At 58.2% G+C, this 16,219-nt stretch carries 17 protein-coding genes; 6 read left to right on the forward strand and 11 right to left on the reverse strand.

All coding sequences use genetic code 11. From position 1 onward, the window contains the following. Positions 1 to 84: 84 nt before the first annotated feature. From K5D32_RS00810 to rplU, 5 genes are all read right to left on the reverse strand, one after another. Positions 85 to 555: a CreA family protein gene (locus tag K5D32_RS00810; RefSeq protein ID WP_221599019.1), complete on the reverse strand. Its 471-nt coding sequence runs from the start codon at positions 553 to 555 to the stop codon at positions 85 to 87. A gap of 26 nt (positions 556 to 581) precedes the next feature. After that, the gene (gene proB / locus K5D32_RS00815) at positions 582 to 1,700 is read right to left on the reverse strand and encodes a glutamate 5-kinase (protein ID WP_025261877.1); all 1,119 of its coding nucleotides are present in this window, start codon (positions 1,698 to 1,700) and stop codon (positions 582 to 584) included. A gap of 98 nt (positions 1,701 to 1,798) precedes the next feature. Beyond that, positions 1,799 to 3,022 carry an Obg family GTPase CgtA gene (cgtA, locus tag K5D32_RS00820; RefSeq protein ID WP_025261878.1) on the reverse strand — a complete coding sequence of 408 codons (1,224 nt, stop codon included), beginning with the start codon at positions 3,020 to 3,022 and terminating at the stop codon, positions 1,799 to 1,801. A gap of 211 nt (positions 3,023 to 3,233) precedes the next feature. Continuing rightward, positions 3,234 to 3,509 (reverse strand): 50S ribosomal protein L27, encoded by a 276-nt coding sequence (gene rpmA, locus K5D32_RS00825; RefSeq protein ID WP_025261879.1) that lies wholly within the window; start codon positions 3,507 to 3,509, stop codon positions 3,234 to 3,236. A 32-nt stretch (positions 3,510 to 3,541) separates the two neighbouring features. Beyond that, complete coding sequence (rplU, locus tag K5D32_RS00830; protein ID WP_002551971.1) at positions 3,542 to 3,853, reverse strand: 50S ribosomal protein L21; 312 nt, start codon at positions 3,851 to 3,853, stop codon at positions 3,542 to 3,544. A 240-nt stretch (positions 3,854 to 4,093) separates the two neighbouring features. Between rplU and K5D32_RS00835 the strand changes: the two genes are divergently transcribed. Both K5D32_RS00835 and K5D32_RS00840 read left to right on the forward strand, forming a co-directional pair. After that, on the forward strand, positions 4,094 to 5,062 hold the full coding sequence (locus K5D32_RS00835; RefSeq protein ID WP_198727959.1) for a polyprenyl synthetase family protein: 969 nt from the start codon (positions 4,094 to 4,096) through the stop codon (positions 5,060 to 5,062). A gap of 155 nt (positions 5,063 to 5,217) precedes the next feature. After that, positions 5,218 to 5,460, forward strand: a complete 243-nt coding sequence (locus K5D32_RS00840) for a hypothetical protein (RefSeq protein ID WP_025261881.1) — start codon at positions 5,218 to 5,220, stop codon at positions 5,458 to 5,460. Between the two features lie 78 nt (positions 5,461 to 5,538). Here K5D32_RS00840 and K5D32_RS00845 read toward each other — a convergent pair whose 3' ends face one another. The 5 genes from K5D32_RS00845 to K5D32_RS00865 all read right to left on the reverse strand — a co-directional run bounded on the left by K5D32_RS00845 (position 5,539) and on the right by K5D32_RS00865 (position 10,383). Beyond that, positions 5,539 to 6,156, reverse strand: coding sequence for an FKBP-type peptidyl-prolyl cis-trans isomerase (locus K5D32_RS00845; protein WP_025261882.1), 618 nt, complete (start codon positions 6,154 to 6,156; stop codon positions 5,539 to 5,541). 122 nt (positions 6,157 to 6,278) lie between these two features. After that, positions 6,279 to 6,587 carry a DUF6482 family protein gene (locus K5D32_RS00850; RefSeq protein WP_221599020.1) on the reverse strand — a complete coding sequence of 103 codons (309 nt, stop codon included), beginning with the start codon at positions 6,585 to 6,587 and terminating at the stop codon, positions 6,279 to 6,281. Positions 6,588 to 6,724: 137 nt separating this feature from the next. Beyond that, complete coding sequence (locus K5D32_RS00855) at positions 6,725 to 7,213, reverse strand: TIGR00645 family protein (protein WP_025261884.1); 489 nt, start codon at positions 7,211 to 7,213, stop codon at positions 6,725 to 6,727. Positions 7,214 to 7,327: 114 nt separating this feature from the next. Further along, entirely contained in the window at positions 7,328 to 7,657 is a 330-nt protein-coding gene (locus K5D32_RS00860; RefSeq protein ID WP_221558436.1) for a hypothetical protein, read from the reverse strand. 305 nt (positions 7,658 to 7,962) lie between these two features. Further along, positions 7,963 to 10,383 carry a Lon protease family protein gene (locus tag K5D32_RS00865; RefSeq protein ID WP_221594433.1) on the reverse strand — a complete coding sequence of 807 codons (2,421 nt, stop codon included), beginning with the start codon at positions 10,381 to 10,383 and terminating at the stop codon, positions 7,963 to 7,965. Between the two features lie 320 nt (positions 10,384 to 10,703). Between K5D32_RS00865 and K5D32_RS00870 the strand changes: the two genes are divergently transcribed. The 4 genes from K5D32_RS00870 to K5D32_RS00885 all read left to right on the forward strand — a co-directional run bounded on the left by K5D32_RS00870 (position 10,704) and on the right by K5D32_RS00885 (position 14,171). Further along, positions 10,704 to 11,192 carry a DUF3015 domain-containing protein gene (locus tag K5D32_RS00870; protein WP_025261887.1) on the forward strand — a complete coding sequence of 163 codons (489 nt, stop codon included), beginning with the start codon at positions 10,704 to 10,706 and terminating at the stop codon, positions 11,190 to 11,192. A 62-nt stretch (positions 11,193 to 11,254) separates the two neighbouring features. Beyond that, positions 11,255 to 13,108, forward strand: coding sequence for a DUF4105 domain-containing protein (locus K5D32_RS00875; protein WP_221558438.1), 1,854 nt, complete (start codon positions 11,255 to 11,257; stop codon positions 13,106 to 13,108). Between the two features lie 123 nt (positions 13,109 to 13,231). Then, positions 13,232 to 13,585 carry a hypothetical protein gene (locus K5D32_RS00880; protein WP_095067765.1) on the forward strand — a complete coding sequence of 118 codons (354 nt, stop codon included), beginning with the start codon at positions 13,232 to 13,234 and terminating at the stop codon, positions 13,583 to 13,585. Positions 13,586 to 13,658: 73 nt separating this feature from the next. After that, entirely contained in the window at positions 13,659 to 14,171 is a 513-nt protein-coding gene (locus K5D32_RS00885; protein ID WP_221599021.1) for a GreA/GreB family elongation factor, read from the forward strand. Between the two features lie 59 nt (positions 14,172 to 14,230). Here K5D32_RS00885 and ettA read toward each other — a convergent pair whose 3' ends face one another. Beyond that, entirely contained in the window at positions 14,231 to 15,895 is a 1,665-nt protein-coding gene (ettA, locus tag K5D32_RS00890; RefSeq protein WP_122318102.1) for an energy-dependent translational throttle protein EttA, read from the reverse strand. Positions 15,896 to 16,219 lie beyond the last annotated feature (324 nt).

Genomic DNA, 16,219 nt, shown 5'->3' on the forward strand with positions numbered 1-16,219 from the left:
AAAAACCGACCCAAGGGTCGGTTTTTTATTGCCTGCAATATAGCGAACAGGGGAACACCCATTCGCGAATGAGCCACCCCCACATCACGGCGTAGCCGCATGCGGCCACGGCAGGATTGGAATCGCGGTCACCGCATTCTGCGGGCTACCCTCGATAATCCGGTCGCTGTAGACCAGATACACCAGGGTATTACGCTTCTCATCCAGGAAGCGCACCACCTGCATGGTCTTGAAGACCAGCGAAGTACGCTCCTTGAATACCTCCTCACCATCCTTGAGCGGCGGCTGGAAACGAATCGGCCCGACCTGGCGACAAGCAATGGAAGCCTCGGCACGATCCTCGGCCAGGCCAAGACCACCCTTCACCCCGCCCGTCTTGGCACGGGACAGATAACAGGTCACACCCTCGACCTTGGGATCATCGAAAGCCTCGACCACGATCCGGTCATTGGGGCCGACGAACTTGAATACCGTCGACACCTGACCAATCTCTTCAGCCACCGACAATGCCGGCACGACCAGCAATGCCGCCAGAACAGCCTTCATGACCCGCATCGAACCTTCCTTTCTGATAGACCGCATCAAACGAGAATCAGGTTATCGCGATGAATCAGCTCGGGCTCGGCCATATAGCCCAGCTCACGCACGATGGCATCGGAGGACTGACCGATAATTTTCTGCGCCTCGACAGCGCTGTAGTTACTCAGACCACGAGCAATCTCCCGACCGTCAGGCGCCACACACACCACCATTTCGCCACGACGGAAACTGCCCTGAACCACTTTCACACCCACAGGCAACAGACTCTTGTGATCCTTGACCAGAGCAGCCACCGCACCGCCATCCAGCACCAACGTGCCACGAGTCTGCAGATGACCGGCCAGCCACTGCTTGCGAGCCGCCAGCATTTCACGCTCGGGCGACAACAAGGTCCCCAACTGCTCACCCGCTTTAAGGCGCGCCAGCACGCGATCGATACGACCGCCCACAATCACCGTATGCGCCCCGGAACGAGCCGCCAGACGCGCCGCACGCAACTTGGTCTGCATGCCACCACGCCCAAGGGCGCCACCCGTGCCGCCAGCCACTGCATCCAGCGCCGGATCATCGGCACGCGCCTCATAGATAAGCTGAGCCTCGGGATTGTTCCGCGGATCGGCATCGAACATGCCATCGCGATCCGTCAGGATCACCAGCAGATCAGCCTCGACCAGGTTGGCCACCAGAGCGGCCAACGTGTCGTTGTCACCAAAACGGATTTCGTCGGTCACAACCGTGTCGTTTTCGTTGATGACCGGCACAACACCCAGCTCGACCAGCGTGCGCAGGGTGCTGCGAGCGTTCAGATAGCGCTTGCGATCGGACAGGTCGTCATGGGTCAGGAGAATCTGCGCGGTATGCCGGTCATGCTCGGCAAAGCTCGATTCCCAAGCCTGCACCAACCCCATCTGACCGATGGCAGCAGCCGCCTGAAGCTCATGCATGGCACTGGGTCGCACAGACCAGCCCAGGCGACTCATGCCGGCAGCAACAGCCCCGGAAGAAACCAGCACCAGCTCGACGCCCGCCTCATGCAGCGCCACCATCTGCTCAACCCACACACCCATGGCCGAACGATCCAGGCCCTTGCCATCCGCCGTCAGCAGGGCACTGCCGATCTTCACGACCCAGCGCTGGGCACCCGTCACTTTGCTGCGCATCATCTTCCAACCTTAGCCAGAGAATTTTCTTAATACGGATTCGAGATACAAAAACGCCGCTATCAGTCAGTAGCGGCGTTCAAGTTTACTGCAAGCGATCAGTCTCGGACGTAAATGATTTCCGGACCATCTTCGTCGTCCACATCTTCTTCATCCCAGTCATCTTCGCCAATGTCATGCACGCTCTTCACGCCACTACGACGCAGGGCACGCTGATCATCCAGCGCCTGCAACTGGGCACGCGCCTCGTCTTCGATACGCTGATCCAGCTCGGCCAGCTCTTCAGCATAACCAGGCTCCTCGACCAGACGCAGGCTGCGCTCTTCAAGATAGCGCATGATGTCACGAGACAACTGCTCAGTGCCTTCCTTCGCAATCGCAGAGATCACGTAGACCGGACCGGTCCACTCCAGACGCTCGACGATTTCCTGCTTGCGAGCCTCCTGCTCTTCCTCAAGCAGTTGATCGCACTTGTTCAGCACCAGCCAGCGATCACGCTCAGCCAGAGACGGACTGAACTTGACCAGCTCATTAACGATGACCTCGGCAGCATCGGCAGCACTGGTTTCATCCAGTGGCGCCATATCGACGAGATGCAGCAGCAAGCGCGTACGCGCCAGGTGCTTGAGGAAGCGAATCCCCAGGCCTGCGCCATCGGAGGCACCTTCGATCAAGCCGGGAATATCGGCAATGACGAAGCTCTTCCAGCGATCGACACTGACCACACCCAGGTTCGGCACCAGGGTCGTGAACGGGTAATCCGCCACTTTTGGCTTGGCTGCAGACACAGAGCGAATAAAGGTACTTTTACCCGCATTCGGCAAGCCCAGCAGACCGACGTCAGCCAGCACTTTCAACTCCAGCTTGAGATCACGCTGATCGCCCGGCTTGCCCGGCGTCGTCTGACGCGGAGCGCGGTTGGTGCTGGATTTGAAACGGGTGTTACCCAGACCGTGCCAGCCACCCTGAGCAACGAGCAGGCGCTGGCCGTCCTTGGTCAGGTCGCCGATGATTTCCTGGGTTGTCGCATCGATCACGGTCGTGCCGACCGGCACGCGCAACACCAGCTCTTCACCCTTGCGACCCGTGCAATCGGCGCTGCCGCCATTCGAACCGCGCTCGGCGTCGAAATGACGGGTATAGCGATAGTCGACCAGCGTGTTGAGGTTGACGTCGGCGATCATATAGACCGAACCGCCATCACCACCGTCACCGCCGTTAGGACCACCGTTTTCGATAAACTTTTCGCGACGGAAGCTCATGCAACCGTTGCCGCCGTCACCGGCCTTTACTCGAATTGAAACTTCATCTACAAACTTCATAACGCACGCCTCCCGCCACAGGGACGAGCAGAACCACATAAAGACATAAGACTCTTGCAAAAATGAGCGTTGCGATACCGATCAGAAACCAGCGACCCGTAAGGTCCACATCACAACAGCCCGCACAAACAGCTTTGCAAGAGACTCACCAACCTCAATTACAAACAAAAAAGCCCCGTCGCGAGACAGGGCTTTTCAAGCTACTGCGCAATTACGCTGCGGAGACTTCAGTCTTCGGAACGATGCTCACGTAGCGACGACCGAAGGCGCCTTTAACCTGAAACTTGATCACGCCTTCCACTTTCGCGAACAGGGTGTGATCTTTACCCATACCAACGCCATAGCCAGCGTGGAATTGGGTGCCGCGCTGACGCACGATGATGTTGCCTGGAACGATAGCCTGGCCGCCATACATCTTCACGCCAAGGCGTTTGGCTTCTGAGTCGCGACCGTTACGGGTACTACCACCAGCTTTTTTGTGTGCCATGAGTCAATTCTCCAAATGAGGATTAGGCTGAATTAAGCCTGAATACCTGTGATTTTGATCTCGGTGTACCACTGGCGGTGGCCCATACGCTTCATGTGGTGCTTACGACGACGGAACTTGATGATGCGAACCTTGTCGTGACGACCTTGCGAAACCACTTCAGCCACGACGGTAGCGCCAGCAACAACCGGAGCACCGATATTGACGTCGTCGCCATTGCCAACCAGCAGGACGCGGTCAAAAGTGACGGATTCGCCAGTAGCGATTTCCAGTTTTTCAATTTTCAGGTATTCACCTGGGGCGACTTTGTACTGCTTGCCACCGGTAACAATTACTGCGTACATGGTATTTCTCCGAAAATCCTGCTCACCCAGCTCTTTATAAGAAGAGTATCGGCTGGCATGGCTGCATCAGGCTGGAACGGCCTGGTTGCAATTGCGTAAGGCAGGTGCTGCCCAGGAAAGTTAGGGTGCGCGATTGTACGCAAGGCAAGGATGGGTTGCAAGGCCCCGGACGGCATACCTTGACAGGCCCTACCCTGCAACCTAGCATGCGGCGCAACCTATCTGGAGCACTTGTCGCTGATGCAACCCCAAGCCTTCTACCGCGCGGTGGCGGACGACTTTAGTGCCGTTGACCTTATCATCAAGAAGCAACTGACGTCTCGTGTGCCGCTGGTCTCGAAAATCGGCGATTACATCACGTCAGCCGGCGGAAAACGCCTGCGCCCGCTGCTGGTGCTTCTGTGTGGCAAAGCCCTGGGACGCGAAGGCGACGACCTGCGCCTGCTGGCCGCCACTATCGAGTTCCTGCACACCGCCACCCTGCTGCATGACGACGTCGTCGACATGTCGGGCATGCGTCGCGGTCGCTCCACGGCCAACGCACTATGGGGCAACGCGCCCAGCGTCCTGGTCGGTGACTTCCTTTATTCCCGCTCGTTCGAAATGATGGTCGAGCTGGGCTCGATGCCGGTCATGCAGATCCTGTCCAAGGCAACACGGATCATCGCCGAAGGCGAAGTCCTGCAGCTGTCCAAGATTCGCGATGCCAGCACCACCGAAGAAACCTACATGGAAGTGATTCGCGGCAAGACAGCCATGCTGTTCGAAGCCTCGACCCACAGCGCCGCCGCCCTGTGCAATGCCAGCACCGAACAGAGCGAAGCCCTGCGTACTTTCGGCGACCATCTGGGCGTGGCATTCCAGCTGGTCGACGATCTGCTGGACTACCGTGGCGATGCCGAGACACTGGGCAAGAACGTCGGTGACGATCTGGCCGAAGGCAAGCCTACCCTGCCGCTGATCTACACCATGCGCGAAGGTTCGCCGGAACAGGCTGCTCTGGTCCGCAAGGCCATTCAGAAAGGCGGCCTGGAAGATCTGGAAAGCATTCGTGACGCCGTCGAAAAGGCCGGCGCCCTGGATTACACCGCGCAACTGGCCCGCGACTATGCTGCCCGCGCCATTGCCTGCCTGGACGCCCTGCCGCCAAGCGAATACCGCGACGCACTGGTAGAGCTGAGTGAATTCGCGGTAGCCCGCACTCACTGACAGTCATCGGCCGCACAAGAGCCCGTCCTCAGTGACGGGCTTTTTCATGGACACAGATCAACCATCCGGCAGAAAATGCGAATTAATCTCAAATAGAAGCTTGCTATTATCGTAATAGGAATTATTCTCATCAAATCGAAAGCAGGAGATGGAATATGACTTATTTGATCGATGCATGGCTGGACCGGCCACAGCCCTACCTGAGAATCCTTCACCGCGAGACAGGCGAAGTCTGTGCCGTACTTGAAGAGGAAGCGCTGGAAGAGTTACGCGATCAGGGCGATCTGGATGTCCACAGCCTCAGCTCCAGCGAGCCCGTGGTGCTGAAAGAACTGGTGCGCAATCTGTTTCTGTTCTGTTATGCGCGGGCCTTGCGCCCTGCTGGAGAGCTGCACTGAACATGATCCATTCACGTACTGCTGCTGAACGAATCAACGCGATTCGTTCAGCAGCCATCTGCATCAACCAGTAACCGATTACAGAACAGCCAGCAGCTCTACGTCGAATACCAGGACGCTGTGCGGCGCGATGCTGCCAACGCCTTGAGCGCCGTAAGCCAGCTCGCTCGGCACGTACAGGCGCCATTTGCTGCCGGTATTCATCAGTTGCAGTGCTTCGGTCCAGCCCGCGATAACGCCGCTGACCGGGAATTCTGCAGGCTCGCCACGATCGTAGGAGCTGTCGAATACAGTGCCGTCGATCAGAGTGCCGTGGTAGTGAGTGCGAACCTGATCTTCACGCGTAGGCTTTGGGCCATCGCCAGCGGTCAGCACTTCGAATTGCAGACCCGAAGCCAGAGTGGTCACGCCTTCACGCTTGCCGTTTTCAGCCAGGTAAGCCAGACCAGCGCCAGCAGCCTTTTCAGCCTTGGCAGCCGCTTCGGCCTGCATGATTTCACGGATGACCTTGAAGCTGGCGGACATTTCTTCCTGACCAACACGGCTTGGCTGACCGGCGAATGCATCGCTCAGGCCGGCCAGGATGGCTTCCAGGTTGACGCCCGGTGGCGGGTTGTCACGCAGTTGGTCGCCCAGCTGACGGCCAATGCCGTAGCTGACGCGGGTTTCGTCGGTGGACAGATTGACTTCGGACATGACGCTGCTCCGTTGAGGGGCACCCAGACAGCAAACGGCGAGAGAATCGCCCTTTACCCTGATGTGTCCCGAACCAAAAGGGCAAGCAGCCTAGCACAATTGGCTGTGGTGCCCTATCGCAGTCAGGACCAGGATGAATGAAAGGAGATCGGCAGGCGCATCACCGACCGGTCATTGACCGGCATGCCGCACAGTTCGTCATGAACCACTGAATGGACCAGGTAGAACGGCACCACCGGCAAGGTCTTGAGCAAGTCCCGTGCATGTTCGACCGAGCGCAGATGCAGGGTCTTGCCTTCGGCGCCCTTCAACATGCGCGAGCCACCTTCCATGCACACCTCAAGCAGGTAGATACCGCCTTCGATGGAAATCAGATTCAGCTCATCGACCTTTCCGGCCTGGGCATGATCGGTAAATTCCTGAACATTCATGATCGAACCTCGCAGTGGATTAGAGGAATCAGAACAGGTTTTCTACCTTATCTCGCCACAACACGCCAGAAACGAAACCGCCCGCCCCTTTGTTCATCGCTGAACACAGAAGGCGGGCGGCGGGAATGGAGCAGACCTCAGTTCTTGGTCAGCTTGTCCAGATAGCCCATGGCAAATGCCGATATCACAAACGTCATGTGGATGATCACGTACCACATCAGGTATTGCGTCTCGATGTTCTTGGCATCCATGAAAACGCGCAGCAGGTGGATGGACGAAATCGCCACGATGGAGGCCGCAACCTTCATTTTCAGGGACGAGGAGTCCATGGTGCCCAGCCAGTTGAGCTTTTCCTTGTCCTCATCGATATCCAGTTGCGAGACGAAGTTCTCGTAACCGGAAATCATCACCATGACCAGCAGGCCGCCTACCAGCGCCATGTCGATCAGCGACAGCAGGACCAGAATCAGGTCGGATTCGGCCAGGGAAAAAATGTTGGGGAGAACATGAAAGATTTCCTGGAAAAACTTCAGGCCAAGCGCCAGCAGCCCGAGAGACAACCCGAAATAAATGGGTGCCAGCAGCCAACGCGATGCGTACATCGCATTCTCGAAAAAACGTTCCATTGAGACTCGCCAGTGGTTTGGAATGACGGGCGAGTATATTCAGGGAGAGCCCATAGCTCTAGAGGCGTGACAAAATGACACAGAAAAAGCTTCGCCACTTGCCTCCATCACCCTCTAGAAGGGAAACGAGCGCTGACAGCGGGCAATGTCACTGTCGATGCGGCGCAGCTCGCTCTGCATGTGCAGCCTCCAGATCGGCACATCTGCCACCGTTTCATAACCATGCAGAAGAAGGCTTTCAGTGATGGCGAGCAATATCGACTCAGCGGCCATCAAACCGTTGAACGGCCCTTGAGACTTGATGGCTGAAGGCTGTTCGCCGGACATCCCGGCGGCGAAGAGCAACATCCACATGCCCCCATCACCAGGAAGAGGCCGGATGACACATTCAATGCGGGTCATCAGCCCCAGGCATTGACGGGTAAGACAGAGGCTACGCGACATGGCGAGTTCCTCGTGAGCGACAGTATTCGCCTCTCCCGTTCAAGGGAGTGACGCGCCAGTCCATTTGGCCACTGTGGTAATCACACAGGATAGAAGAAAAGCAGCAGAACAAAAGCAGGCCGGATGAACGGGCATCCGGCCTTCATTCTGTGGGAGCGACTTCAGTCGCGAAGAAGCCAGTACATCCAAAAACCATGTATCGCCTTTAATGCCGCCTCGCGAATAAATTCACTCCCACAGACGCTGTGATTCCGTAGGAGCGACTTCAGTCGCGAAGAGGCCCTTATACCCAGAGAATACGAGGCTCAGGCTTTCAGCTCGGGCTCCGTCTCCAGTTCTTCCTTGAGTTCCTCATCGCTGAGCATTTCTGCGATATCGCGCAGGCGCTCCACCACTCGGGCATTGACGCTGCCTTCGGGGAATTCGCCATTCTCGTCCGGCGTACCGGCAGGCTCGCCCACCAGCAGGCTCAAGGCTTCGTCTGCCTGACGCACCGCATACACATGGAACTGCCCGGCGCGCACGGCTTGCAGCACGCGCTCATCGAGCATCAGGGTTGCGACGTTGGCCTGCGGGATGATCGCGCCCTGCTCGCCCGTCAGGCCACGAGCCTCACAGAGACGGAAGAAACCTTCGATCTTTTCGTTGACCCCGCCCACTGCCTGCACTTCACCAAACTGGTTGATGGAGCCGGTAATCGCGAAGCATTGCTTGAGCGGCGTGCGGGAAAGCGCCGAAATCAGCGTGCAGGCCTCACCCAGCGAAGCGCTGTCGCCATCCACATAACCGTAGGATTGCTCCAGAGCGATACTGGCCGAAATCGCCAGAGGGAATTCCTGGGCATAACGACTGCCCAGATACCCGGTGAGAATCATCACGCCCTTGGAGTGGATCGGCTGGCCAAGGTTGACCTCACGTTCGATGTCGACAATGCCGCTGCCGCCGGGATAGACCGTCGCCGAGATGCGCGCCGGTACACCGAACGCCGAATCGCCGACCTCCAGCACCGTCAGCCCGTTGCACTTGCCGACCGCTGCACCATCGGTGTCGATCAGGATGATGCCGGCCAGCATGTCGTCGAGAATCCGTGCCGAGACGCGCCCGGTGCGGGTAGCCTTGGCCTTGAGCGCTCGCTCGATGTGCCCGGCGTCGGTCTGTTCTTCGTTGGCCAGTTGGCGAATGAAATCCGCCTCGCTGACCAACTGGAACAGATCACCGATGCGCGCCGACAAACGCCCCTGATGCTCGGCCAGACGCGCGCTGTAGGTCGCCAGACGCGCCACGGCATCGGCGGTCAAAGGCGCCATGCCTTCTTCCGAAGTACGGGTTTTCAGCAGTTGGGCGAACTGTTCCAGGGTTTCGTCGACCAGCGGGATTTCTTCGTCGAAATCCACCAGTACCCGGAACATCTCCTGGAAGTCCGGATCGAGGTCCTGCAGGGTGTAATACAGCGAACGCGCACCAATGATGATGATCTTGACGTTCCACGGGATCACTTGCGGCGTCAGGGTGACAGTCGCCAGACGTCCCATTTCCCCCAGCGGCGACTCCATTTTCAGCTTGCGAGATTGCAGGGTGCGCTTGAGCGCATCCCAGACATACGGCTCGCTGAGCATCTTTTCCGCTTCCAGAATCAGGAAGCCGCCATTGGCGCGATGCAGCGCACCGGGCCGCAACTGGCGATACGTGGTGTAGAGCGCGCCCTGGTCGGTGCTGTATTCGATACGACCGAACAGGTTGTCGTAGGTCGGATGCGGCTCGAAGACCACCGGCGCACCACCGCTGTGGGTGTGGCCGACAACCAGGCTCGGGCAGTATTGCTCTTCCAGCAGCTTGCGCGCCTGGGCGTCGGTCTTGCTGTCATCCACCAGTTGCTCGACAACGGTCTTGAGCAGATAGACCTGCATCGCCTGCAGGTAAGCGCAGACGGCGGCATTCTCGGCATACTTTTCGGACAGCGGAGCCAGCAGCGGCTGCAAGGTCAGGGTGATGGTTTCTTCGTTCAACTGGCGCAGTTGATTACTGGATTCGCGCTTCCATTGCGGCAGGCTGGCCAGCTCTTCGTTCAGGCGCTCTTCGAGACCGGAGATATCTTCGTGGAAGCGATCCCGCTCGGCTTCCGGCAACTGGGAGAACTCGGCCTCGTCCAGCGCCTTGCCGTCGGCCATGGGCGTAAAGGCAATATTGGTGCTGTCGCGGTACAGCGCAATGTCCTTCTCCAACGCCAGACGCTCAATCACATCCAGAGCGCGGTCATAACGCTGGTTGAAGGCGCGGTCGATGGCGCTCTTCTTCTGCTGATACGACGGATGCTCGAAGACCGCCGGAAAGGTCGCCAGCAGGTTATCGATCAAGACACCGATATCGGCCATGAACGCCTGAGCACTGCCTGGCGCAAGCTCCAGGGCCTTGGGCTCGCGAGGCTCATCGAAATTGTTGACGTAGACCCAGTCCGACGGCGTCTGCATGCGCTTGCCCTCGGCCTTGAGGTAGCGCTTTACAAACGAAAACCGACCTGTGCCGGGCTCACCCATGACAAACACGTTGTAACCGGGACGCGGCATCGCGACCCCGAACTGCAAGGCTTCTACGGCTCGTTCCTGGCCGAGTACTCCCCGAAAGGGCTCCAGATCATTGGTCGTCGAAAAGCTGAACTGTTCAGCGGAAAACGGGCGTGTCAGCGCTTGTGGCGCTAGACGAAGGCTGGCTGCGACAGAATCGGGCATCAGTGTTCCTTACATCAGGCGGGGCAGATGTCGGCATTCTGGCGCTCGCCGGACAAGACTTGCAAGACAGTAAAGCCCGGAATGTCCGTTACCGCCGCGAACATGGCTGCGGGAACACAAAAAACCCTCATGGCGCGAATAAATCTGCAATTGGCCACGGAACCCTTGGAACCGACCTAAACTCCAAATTGCGCATGTGGTTACAAATAGCCATTTGCCTTGATGTATCGGTGGGTGCGAGAAGTCAGCGGACACAGGATTTTTCGCGCCGAACCGGTTCAAGAACCCCGACACTGGTTGAACATAAAGAGAAAAAAGCTATGAAACGGATTCTTCTTGGAACGCTCTTCACCGCAGTCTCTATCAACGCAATGGCACAAGCTCCGGGCGGCCCTGATTGTGGCTGGGGCAACATGTTGTTCGAAGGCCAGCGTGGCACTCCTGCGCACTTCCTGGCATCAACCACTAACGGCACTTCCGGCAACGCCACCTTTGGCATGACTTCCGGCACCAACGGCTGCTCCACCAACGGCGCACTGACCTACGGCGGCAAATCCTGGCTGGCCATGAACGGCATGATGGATGAGCTCTCCAAGGACATGGCCATGGGCCAAGGTGAAGCACTGACAACCTACGCGGTCGTACTGGGCGTTGCACCAGAAGATCGTGCGCATTTCGCCGCAGTCACCCACGAACATTTCTCGCAGATCTTCAGCAAGGCCGACACCACCGCTGAAGACGTACACAGCAACACAATCAATGTTCTGAAAAACGATCCGACCCTGGCCAAATACGCAACCCAGGCCTAAAGTCGTTTGCCCGCCCCTCGGTTCCGGAGGGCGGGTCCCCATCTCCTGACAAGTTGCTTTCTATGCTCAAACGTCTTGCGTATCTGGCGCTATTTGTCTGTGCCCCGTTATCTGCCGCCCCCCATCTGAGCGCAGACCGTTTGCAGCAATTGGCCAATGAGCCCTTCTGGCTTTCTCTGGGCCACTACGAAGCCGGCAAGCTGGGCGGCTGGCGCAGTTACGTCGACGACCCGAAATTCTTTCTCGCTGCCGACGGTGCCCATGACCCGAAGGCAGAGCTGAGCGCAACACTTGCAGCCCTCTACGCACCTGTCGGCAATGAACAGGCACATGCCCAATGCGTCTATCCGTCCCGCACCCGCTGGCTGCGCGACCAGTTGCAACTCACCGATCTGCCTGCCGTGGACTGCAAGGACTTCAAGGCGTGGTTCAAGGATGTGGCACCGGACAGCACAGTGCTGATTTTCCCGGCGGCCTACCTCAACAGCCCGTCCTCCATGTTCGGCCACACATTGCTGCGCATCGACCCGGCCAGCGCCAAGACCAGCGGCACAACGCTGCTCAGCTATGCCATCAATTTCGGCGCCTATATCGAAGGCATGGACAACAGCATTCTCTACGCCTGGAAAGGCCTGATGGGAGGTTATCCCGGCCTGTTTGCACTGGTGCCTTATCAGGAAAAACTCTCGGAATACCGCAGCCTGGAAAACCGCGACCTGTGGGAATACCGGCTGAACCTGACCAGCGAAGAAACGCAGCGTATGGTCGAGCATGTCTGGGAACTGAAGCAGATCCGTTTCAGCTACTTCTTCTTCGATGAAAACTGCTCTTACCGCTTGCTGGAGTTGTTGGAAGTGGCCCGGCCGGGCCTGAAACTGACCAACCAATTCGAGCTTACGGCCATTCCCACCGATACCGTGAAGGCGATAAAAGCCGCCGGGCTGGTGGAGAAAATCGACTACCGCCCTTCCCGCGAACGTGAACTGCTGAGTCGTGCCGAACCGCTGAGCCAGGACGAACAGGAATGGGTACTGAAAGTCAGTGCCGACCAGACACAACTCAAGAACAGCCAATACCAGGCGCTGCCCAAGGAGCGTCGTGCCCTGATTCAGGACGCGGCCTATCGCCTCGAACGCTACCGTGCCAACGGCCTGGAGCGCGATGCTGCCCGTTCACAGCGCAGCTTTGAGCTCCTGCAAGCCATCAACCAGAACCCGCCTGCACAACTGGACATCCAGCGCCCCGGCCTGCCGGAAGAAGGACACGAGTCACGGACCTGGCAACTGGGCGTGGGCAGCCGCAACGACCGGGCTTTCGCCGAATATGGCCTGCGCATGGCCTATCACGACCTGAACGACAACGCCTATGGCTTCCCGCTGGGCGCGCAGATCGAAATTCTTCAGCTCAAGCTGCGCCAGTACGAGGGCAATGACTGGCAAGTGCAACAACTGGATCTGGCGACTATCCGCTCCCTGACACCTCGCAATACCCTGCTCAAGCCATGGTCATGGCAAGTGACAGGCGGACTGGAGCGCGTGCCGGGCAAACATGGCGATGAAAACCTCGTCAGCCATGTGAATGGCGGCGCCGGCGGTACCTGGAAGCTGGGCGAAGAAGTGCTGGGCTTTGCCTTGGGCACCGTGCGGGTCGAGCACAACAATGACTTCGCAGAATTCATCTCGCCGGCAGCCGGCTTCAATACCGGCCTGCTATGGCGCAACCCGCTGGGTAACCTGAGCCTGGAGGCCAAGGGCGATTACTTCACCAATGGCGAAGTACGGCGCAGCATCAGCCTCAACCAGCAATGGGAACTGTCCCGCAACCTGGGCCTGCGCCTGAGCGCCCAGCGCGAGTTCAGCCAGTTGGCCACACCACAGAATGAAGTGATGCTTGAGGTGAAGTGGTATCACTATTGAGCGCGCACTCATCCCAAAAGCACACTTGGCGGCAGGGCACTCCATAGGATTTATAGACACATCTTTGACAAATAACTCACAAGCGGACAACTACACTGAAGTCACTTGTAGAGGAATACAGAAATGAACCTGCGCTGGGTGCTGTTGTGGCTGGTTGTCGTGCTGACAGGCTGTCAGTCCGCCCACGAGTATTTGCTGGCCGAAGGTTATCCACCGGCATTCGCCGATGGCTTCCAGGATGGCTGCGGCAGTGGCAAGGAAGCAGCCGGTGCGTTTACCGGGCAGTTCAAGAAGAACGTCCCCCGTTATCTCAAAGACCCGCTTTACGCTGAAGGCTGGAACGACGGGTTCCGTCAATGCCAGGCCATGGCAGACCGACGGGACCGGCTCGACCCCGGACAAGTCTGGAATGACCGCGACCGTGACTGGGAGCGGGAGAAAACCAGAAGCGCCGCCAAGGCCTATCGTCCAAATTAAAAGACGCTTCGGGAAATCAGACGAAACCAATCCGATGCAACCATGGACCAACTCTCAAAGAGGAGGACAAACCATGAGTCGCGCTTTCGTCAATGAAGACAACGCCGCCGCAGAGGCCAGTCAACCGGTTGAGCGTCTGATCAGCACACACCCCAATTACGTCACCGCCCACGGGCTCCTGCTGCTGCAACAGCAGGTCAATGAACTACAGACACAGCACAGCGCCCAGACGGCTTTGGGAGATAGCGCCGACAAACAGCGTCTGGCCGATCTTGAGCGGGATCTTCGCTATTTCACCCAGCGCCTGCAGAGTGCGCAGGTGGTTACGCCGGCCATCTCAACCGAGCAGGTACAGATCGGCAGTCGGGTTACGTTCGCGGATGAAAGGGACAACCGTCAGCAGGTGCAACTGGTCGGTGAGGATCAGGCCGATGCCGCCAAGGGGTTGATCAACTGGAGTTCGCCACTGGGGCGTGCATTGCTGGGGACACAACTGGGAGACGAGGTGCTATGGAAGCGCCCGGCCGGGGATCAGATCATCGAGATCGTATTGATCGAACCCGATGCTGGAGCGGCCGGGGCTTAGTCTTCACGGGCAAGCGCCACTCCCGGAGATGGGAGCGGGCTTGCTCGCGAAGGGGTCAATCAAGCCAGCTTCTTGTGACGCACTCGGTGCGGCTGCGCTGCGGCATCACCCAGACGTTTCTTGCGATCGGCTTCGTATTCGGTGTAGTTGCCTTCAAAGAAGACCGCTTGCGAATCGTCTTCGTACGCCAGGATGTGGGTGGCCACACGGTCCAGGAACCACCGATCGTGAGAGATCACAATGGCGGCGCCCGGGAAGTCCAGCAGGGCTTCTTCCAGAGAACGCAGGGTTTCAACGTCCAGGTCGTTGGACGGTTCGTCGAGCAGCAACACGTTGCCGCCTTCTTTCAAGGTCAGTGCCAGGTGCAAGCGACCGCGCTCACCACCGGAAAGGTCCTTGACAAACTTCTGCTGGTCGCCGCCCTTGAAGTTGAAGCGCCCCACGTAGGTACGCGACGGGATTTCGTAGTTGCCGATGCGGATCTGGTCCGAACCGTCGGAAATCTGCTGGAACACGGTCTTGCTGCCGTCCAGGTCGTCACGACTCTGATCGACACAGGCCAGTTGCACGGTTTCACCGATTTCGATGCTGCCCGAGTCCGGTGCTTCCTTGCCCATCAGCATGCGGAACAGAGTCGACTTACCGGCACCGTTACCACCGATCACGCCGACAATGGCGCCTTTAGGCATGGCAAACGACAGGTTGTCGATCAGCACGCGGTCGCCATAGCCTTTGGAGACGTTCTTGAACTCGATAACCTTGTCACCCAGACGCGGACCGGCCGGAATGTAGATCTCGTTGGTTTCGCTGCGCTTCTGGAATTCCTGAGATTGCATTTCTTCGAAGCGTTGCAGACGGGCCTTGGATTTGGACTGACGCGCCTTGGCACCTTTGCGAACCCACTCCAGCTCGTCTTTCATGGCTTTTTCATGGGCCGACTGCTGCTTGGATTCCTGGGCCAGACGATCGGACTTGGCTTCCAGCCAGCCCGAATAGTTGCCTTCGTATGGAATGCCCGCACCGCGGTCGAGTTCCAGAATCCAGCCAGCGACGTTATCCAGGAAGTAACGGTCGTGCGTGATCGCGACCACAGTGCCCGGGAAGTCGTGCAGGAAGTGCTCAAGCCAGGCGACGGAATCGGCATCCAGGTGGTTGGTCGGTTCGTCGAGCAACAGCATGTCCGGTGCGGACAGCAGCAGGCGGCACAAGGCAACGCGACGTTTTTCACCACCGGACAACACCGAAACCTTGGCATCCCAGGCTGGCAGACGCAGCGCATCGGCGGCGACTTCCAGTTGGCGCTCCAGGTTATGGCCATCGCCAGCCTGCAGGATCGCTTCCAGCTTGGCCTGTTCGGCTGCCAGTTTGTCGAAGTCGGCATCCGGCTCGGCGTATTCGGCGTAGACCTGATCCAGGCGGGCCTGAGCGTCCTTGATGACGCTGACCGCTTCCTCGACCACTTCACGGACGGTCTTGTTCGGGTCAAGTTGTGGCTCTTGCGGCAGATAACCCACATTCAGCTCGGGCATCGGACGTGCTTCGCCGTCGAACTCGGTATCGACGCCGGCCATGATTTTCAACAGCGTGGATTTACCCGAACCGTTGAGACCCAGCACGCCGATCTTGGCGCCCGGGAAGAAGGAAAGGGAGATGTTCTTCAGGATTTCCCGCTTCGGCGGCACAACTTTGCTCAGCCGATGCATGGTAAAGACGTATTGAGCCATGGAATGAAAACCTAGCGTCTGTGAGGGTGACTGATTAAAGCGCGAGCTTTTATTTGTCTCTGCTACTTGCCGCAGTGCCATTCAAAGCCTTGAATGAAACAGACAGAGAACGGACTTCTGCATCCGGGCAAATATAAAGCTGGATCGATGTTTGCAGGCAGTGGATTCACTCTTGCAGGAGTCGGGTTACAACGCGCATCGGGCAAAGCTACCCGAATGCGGCCTGTAGGGCAAACGATCCGGCCCCACAGGGCTGGCACTTCGCTACAACTCAGGGCATGCTAGCCGCCCTTTGGGCGTCGGGCTTTAATTGCATAACGCACT

This window comes from Pseudomonas cichorii (assembly GCF_019719005.1).
Lineage (GTDB): Bacteria > Pseudomonadota > Gammaproteobacteria > Pseudomonadales > Pseudomonadaceae > Aquipseudomonas > Aquipseudomonas cichorii_E.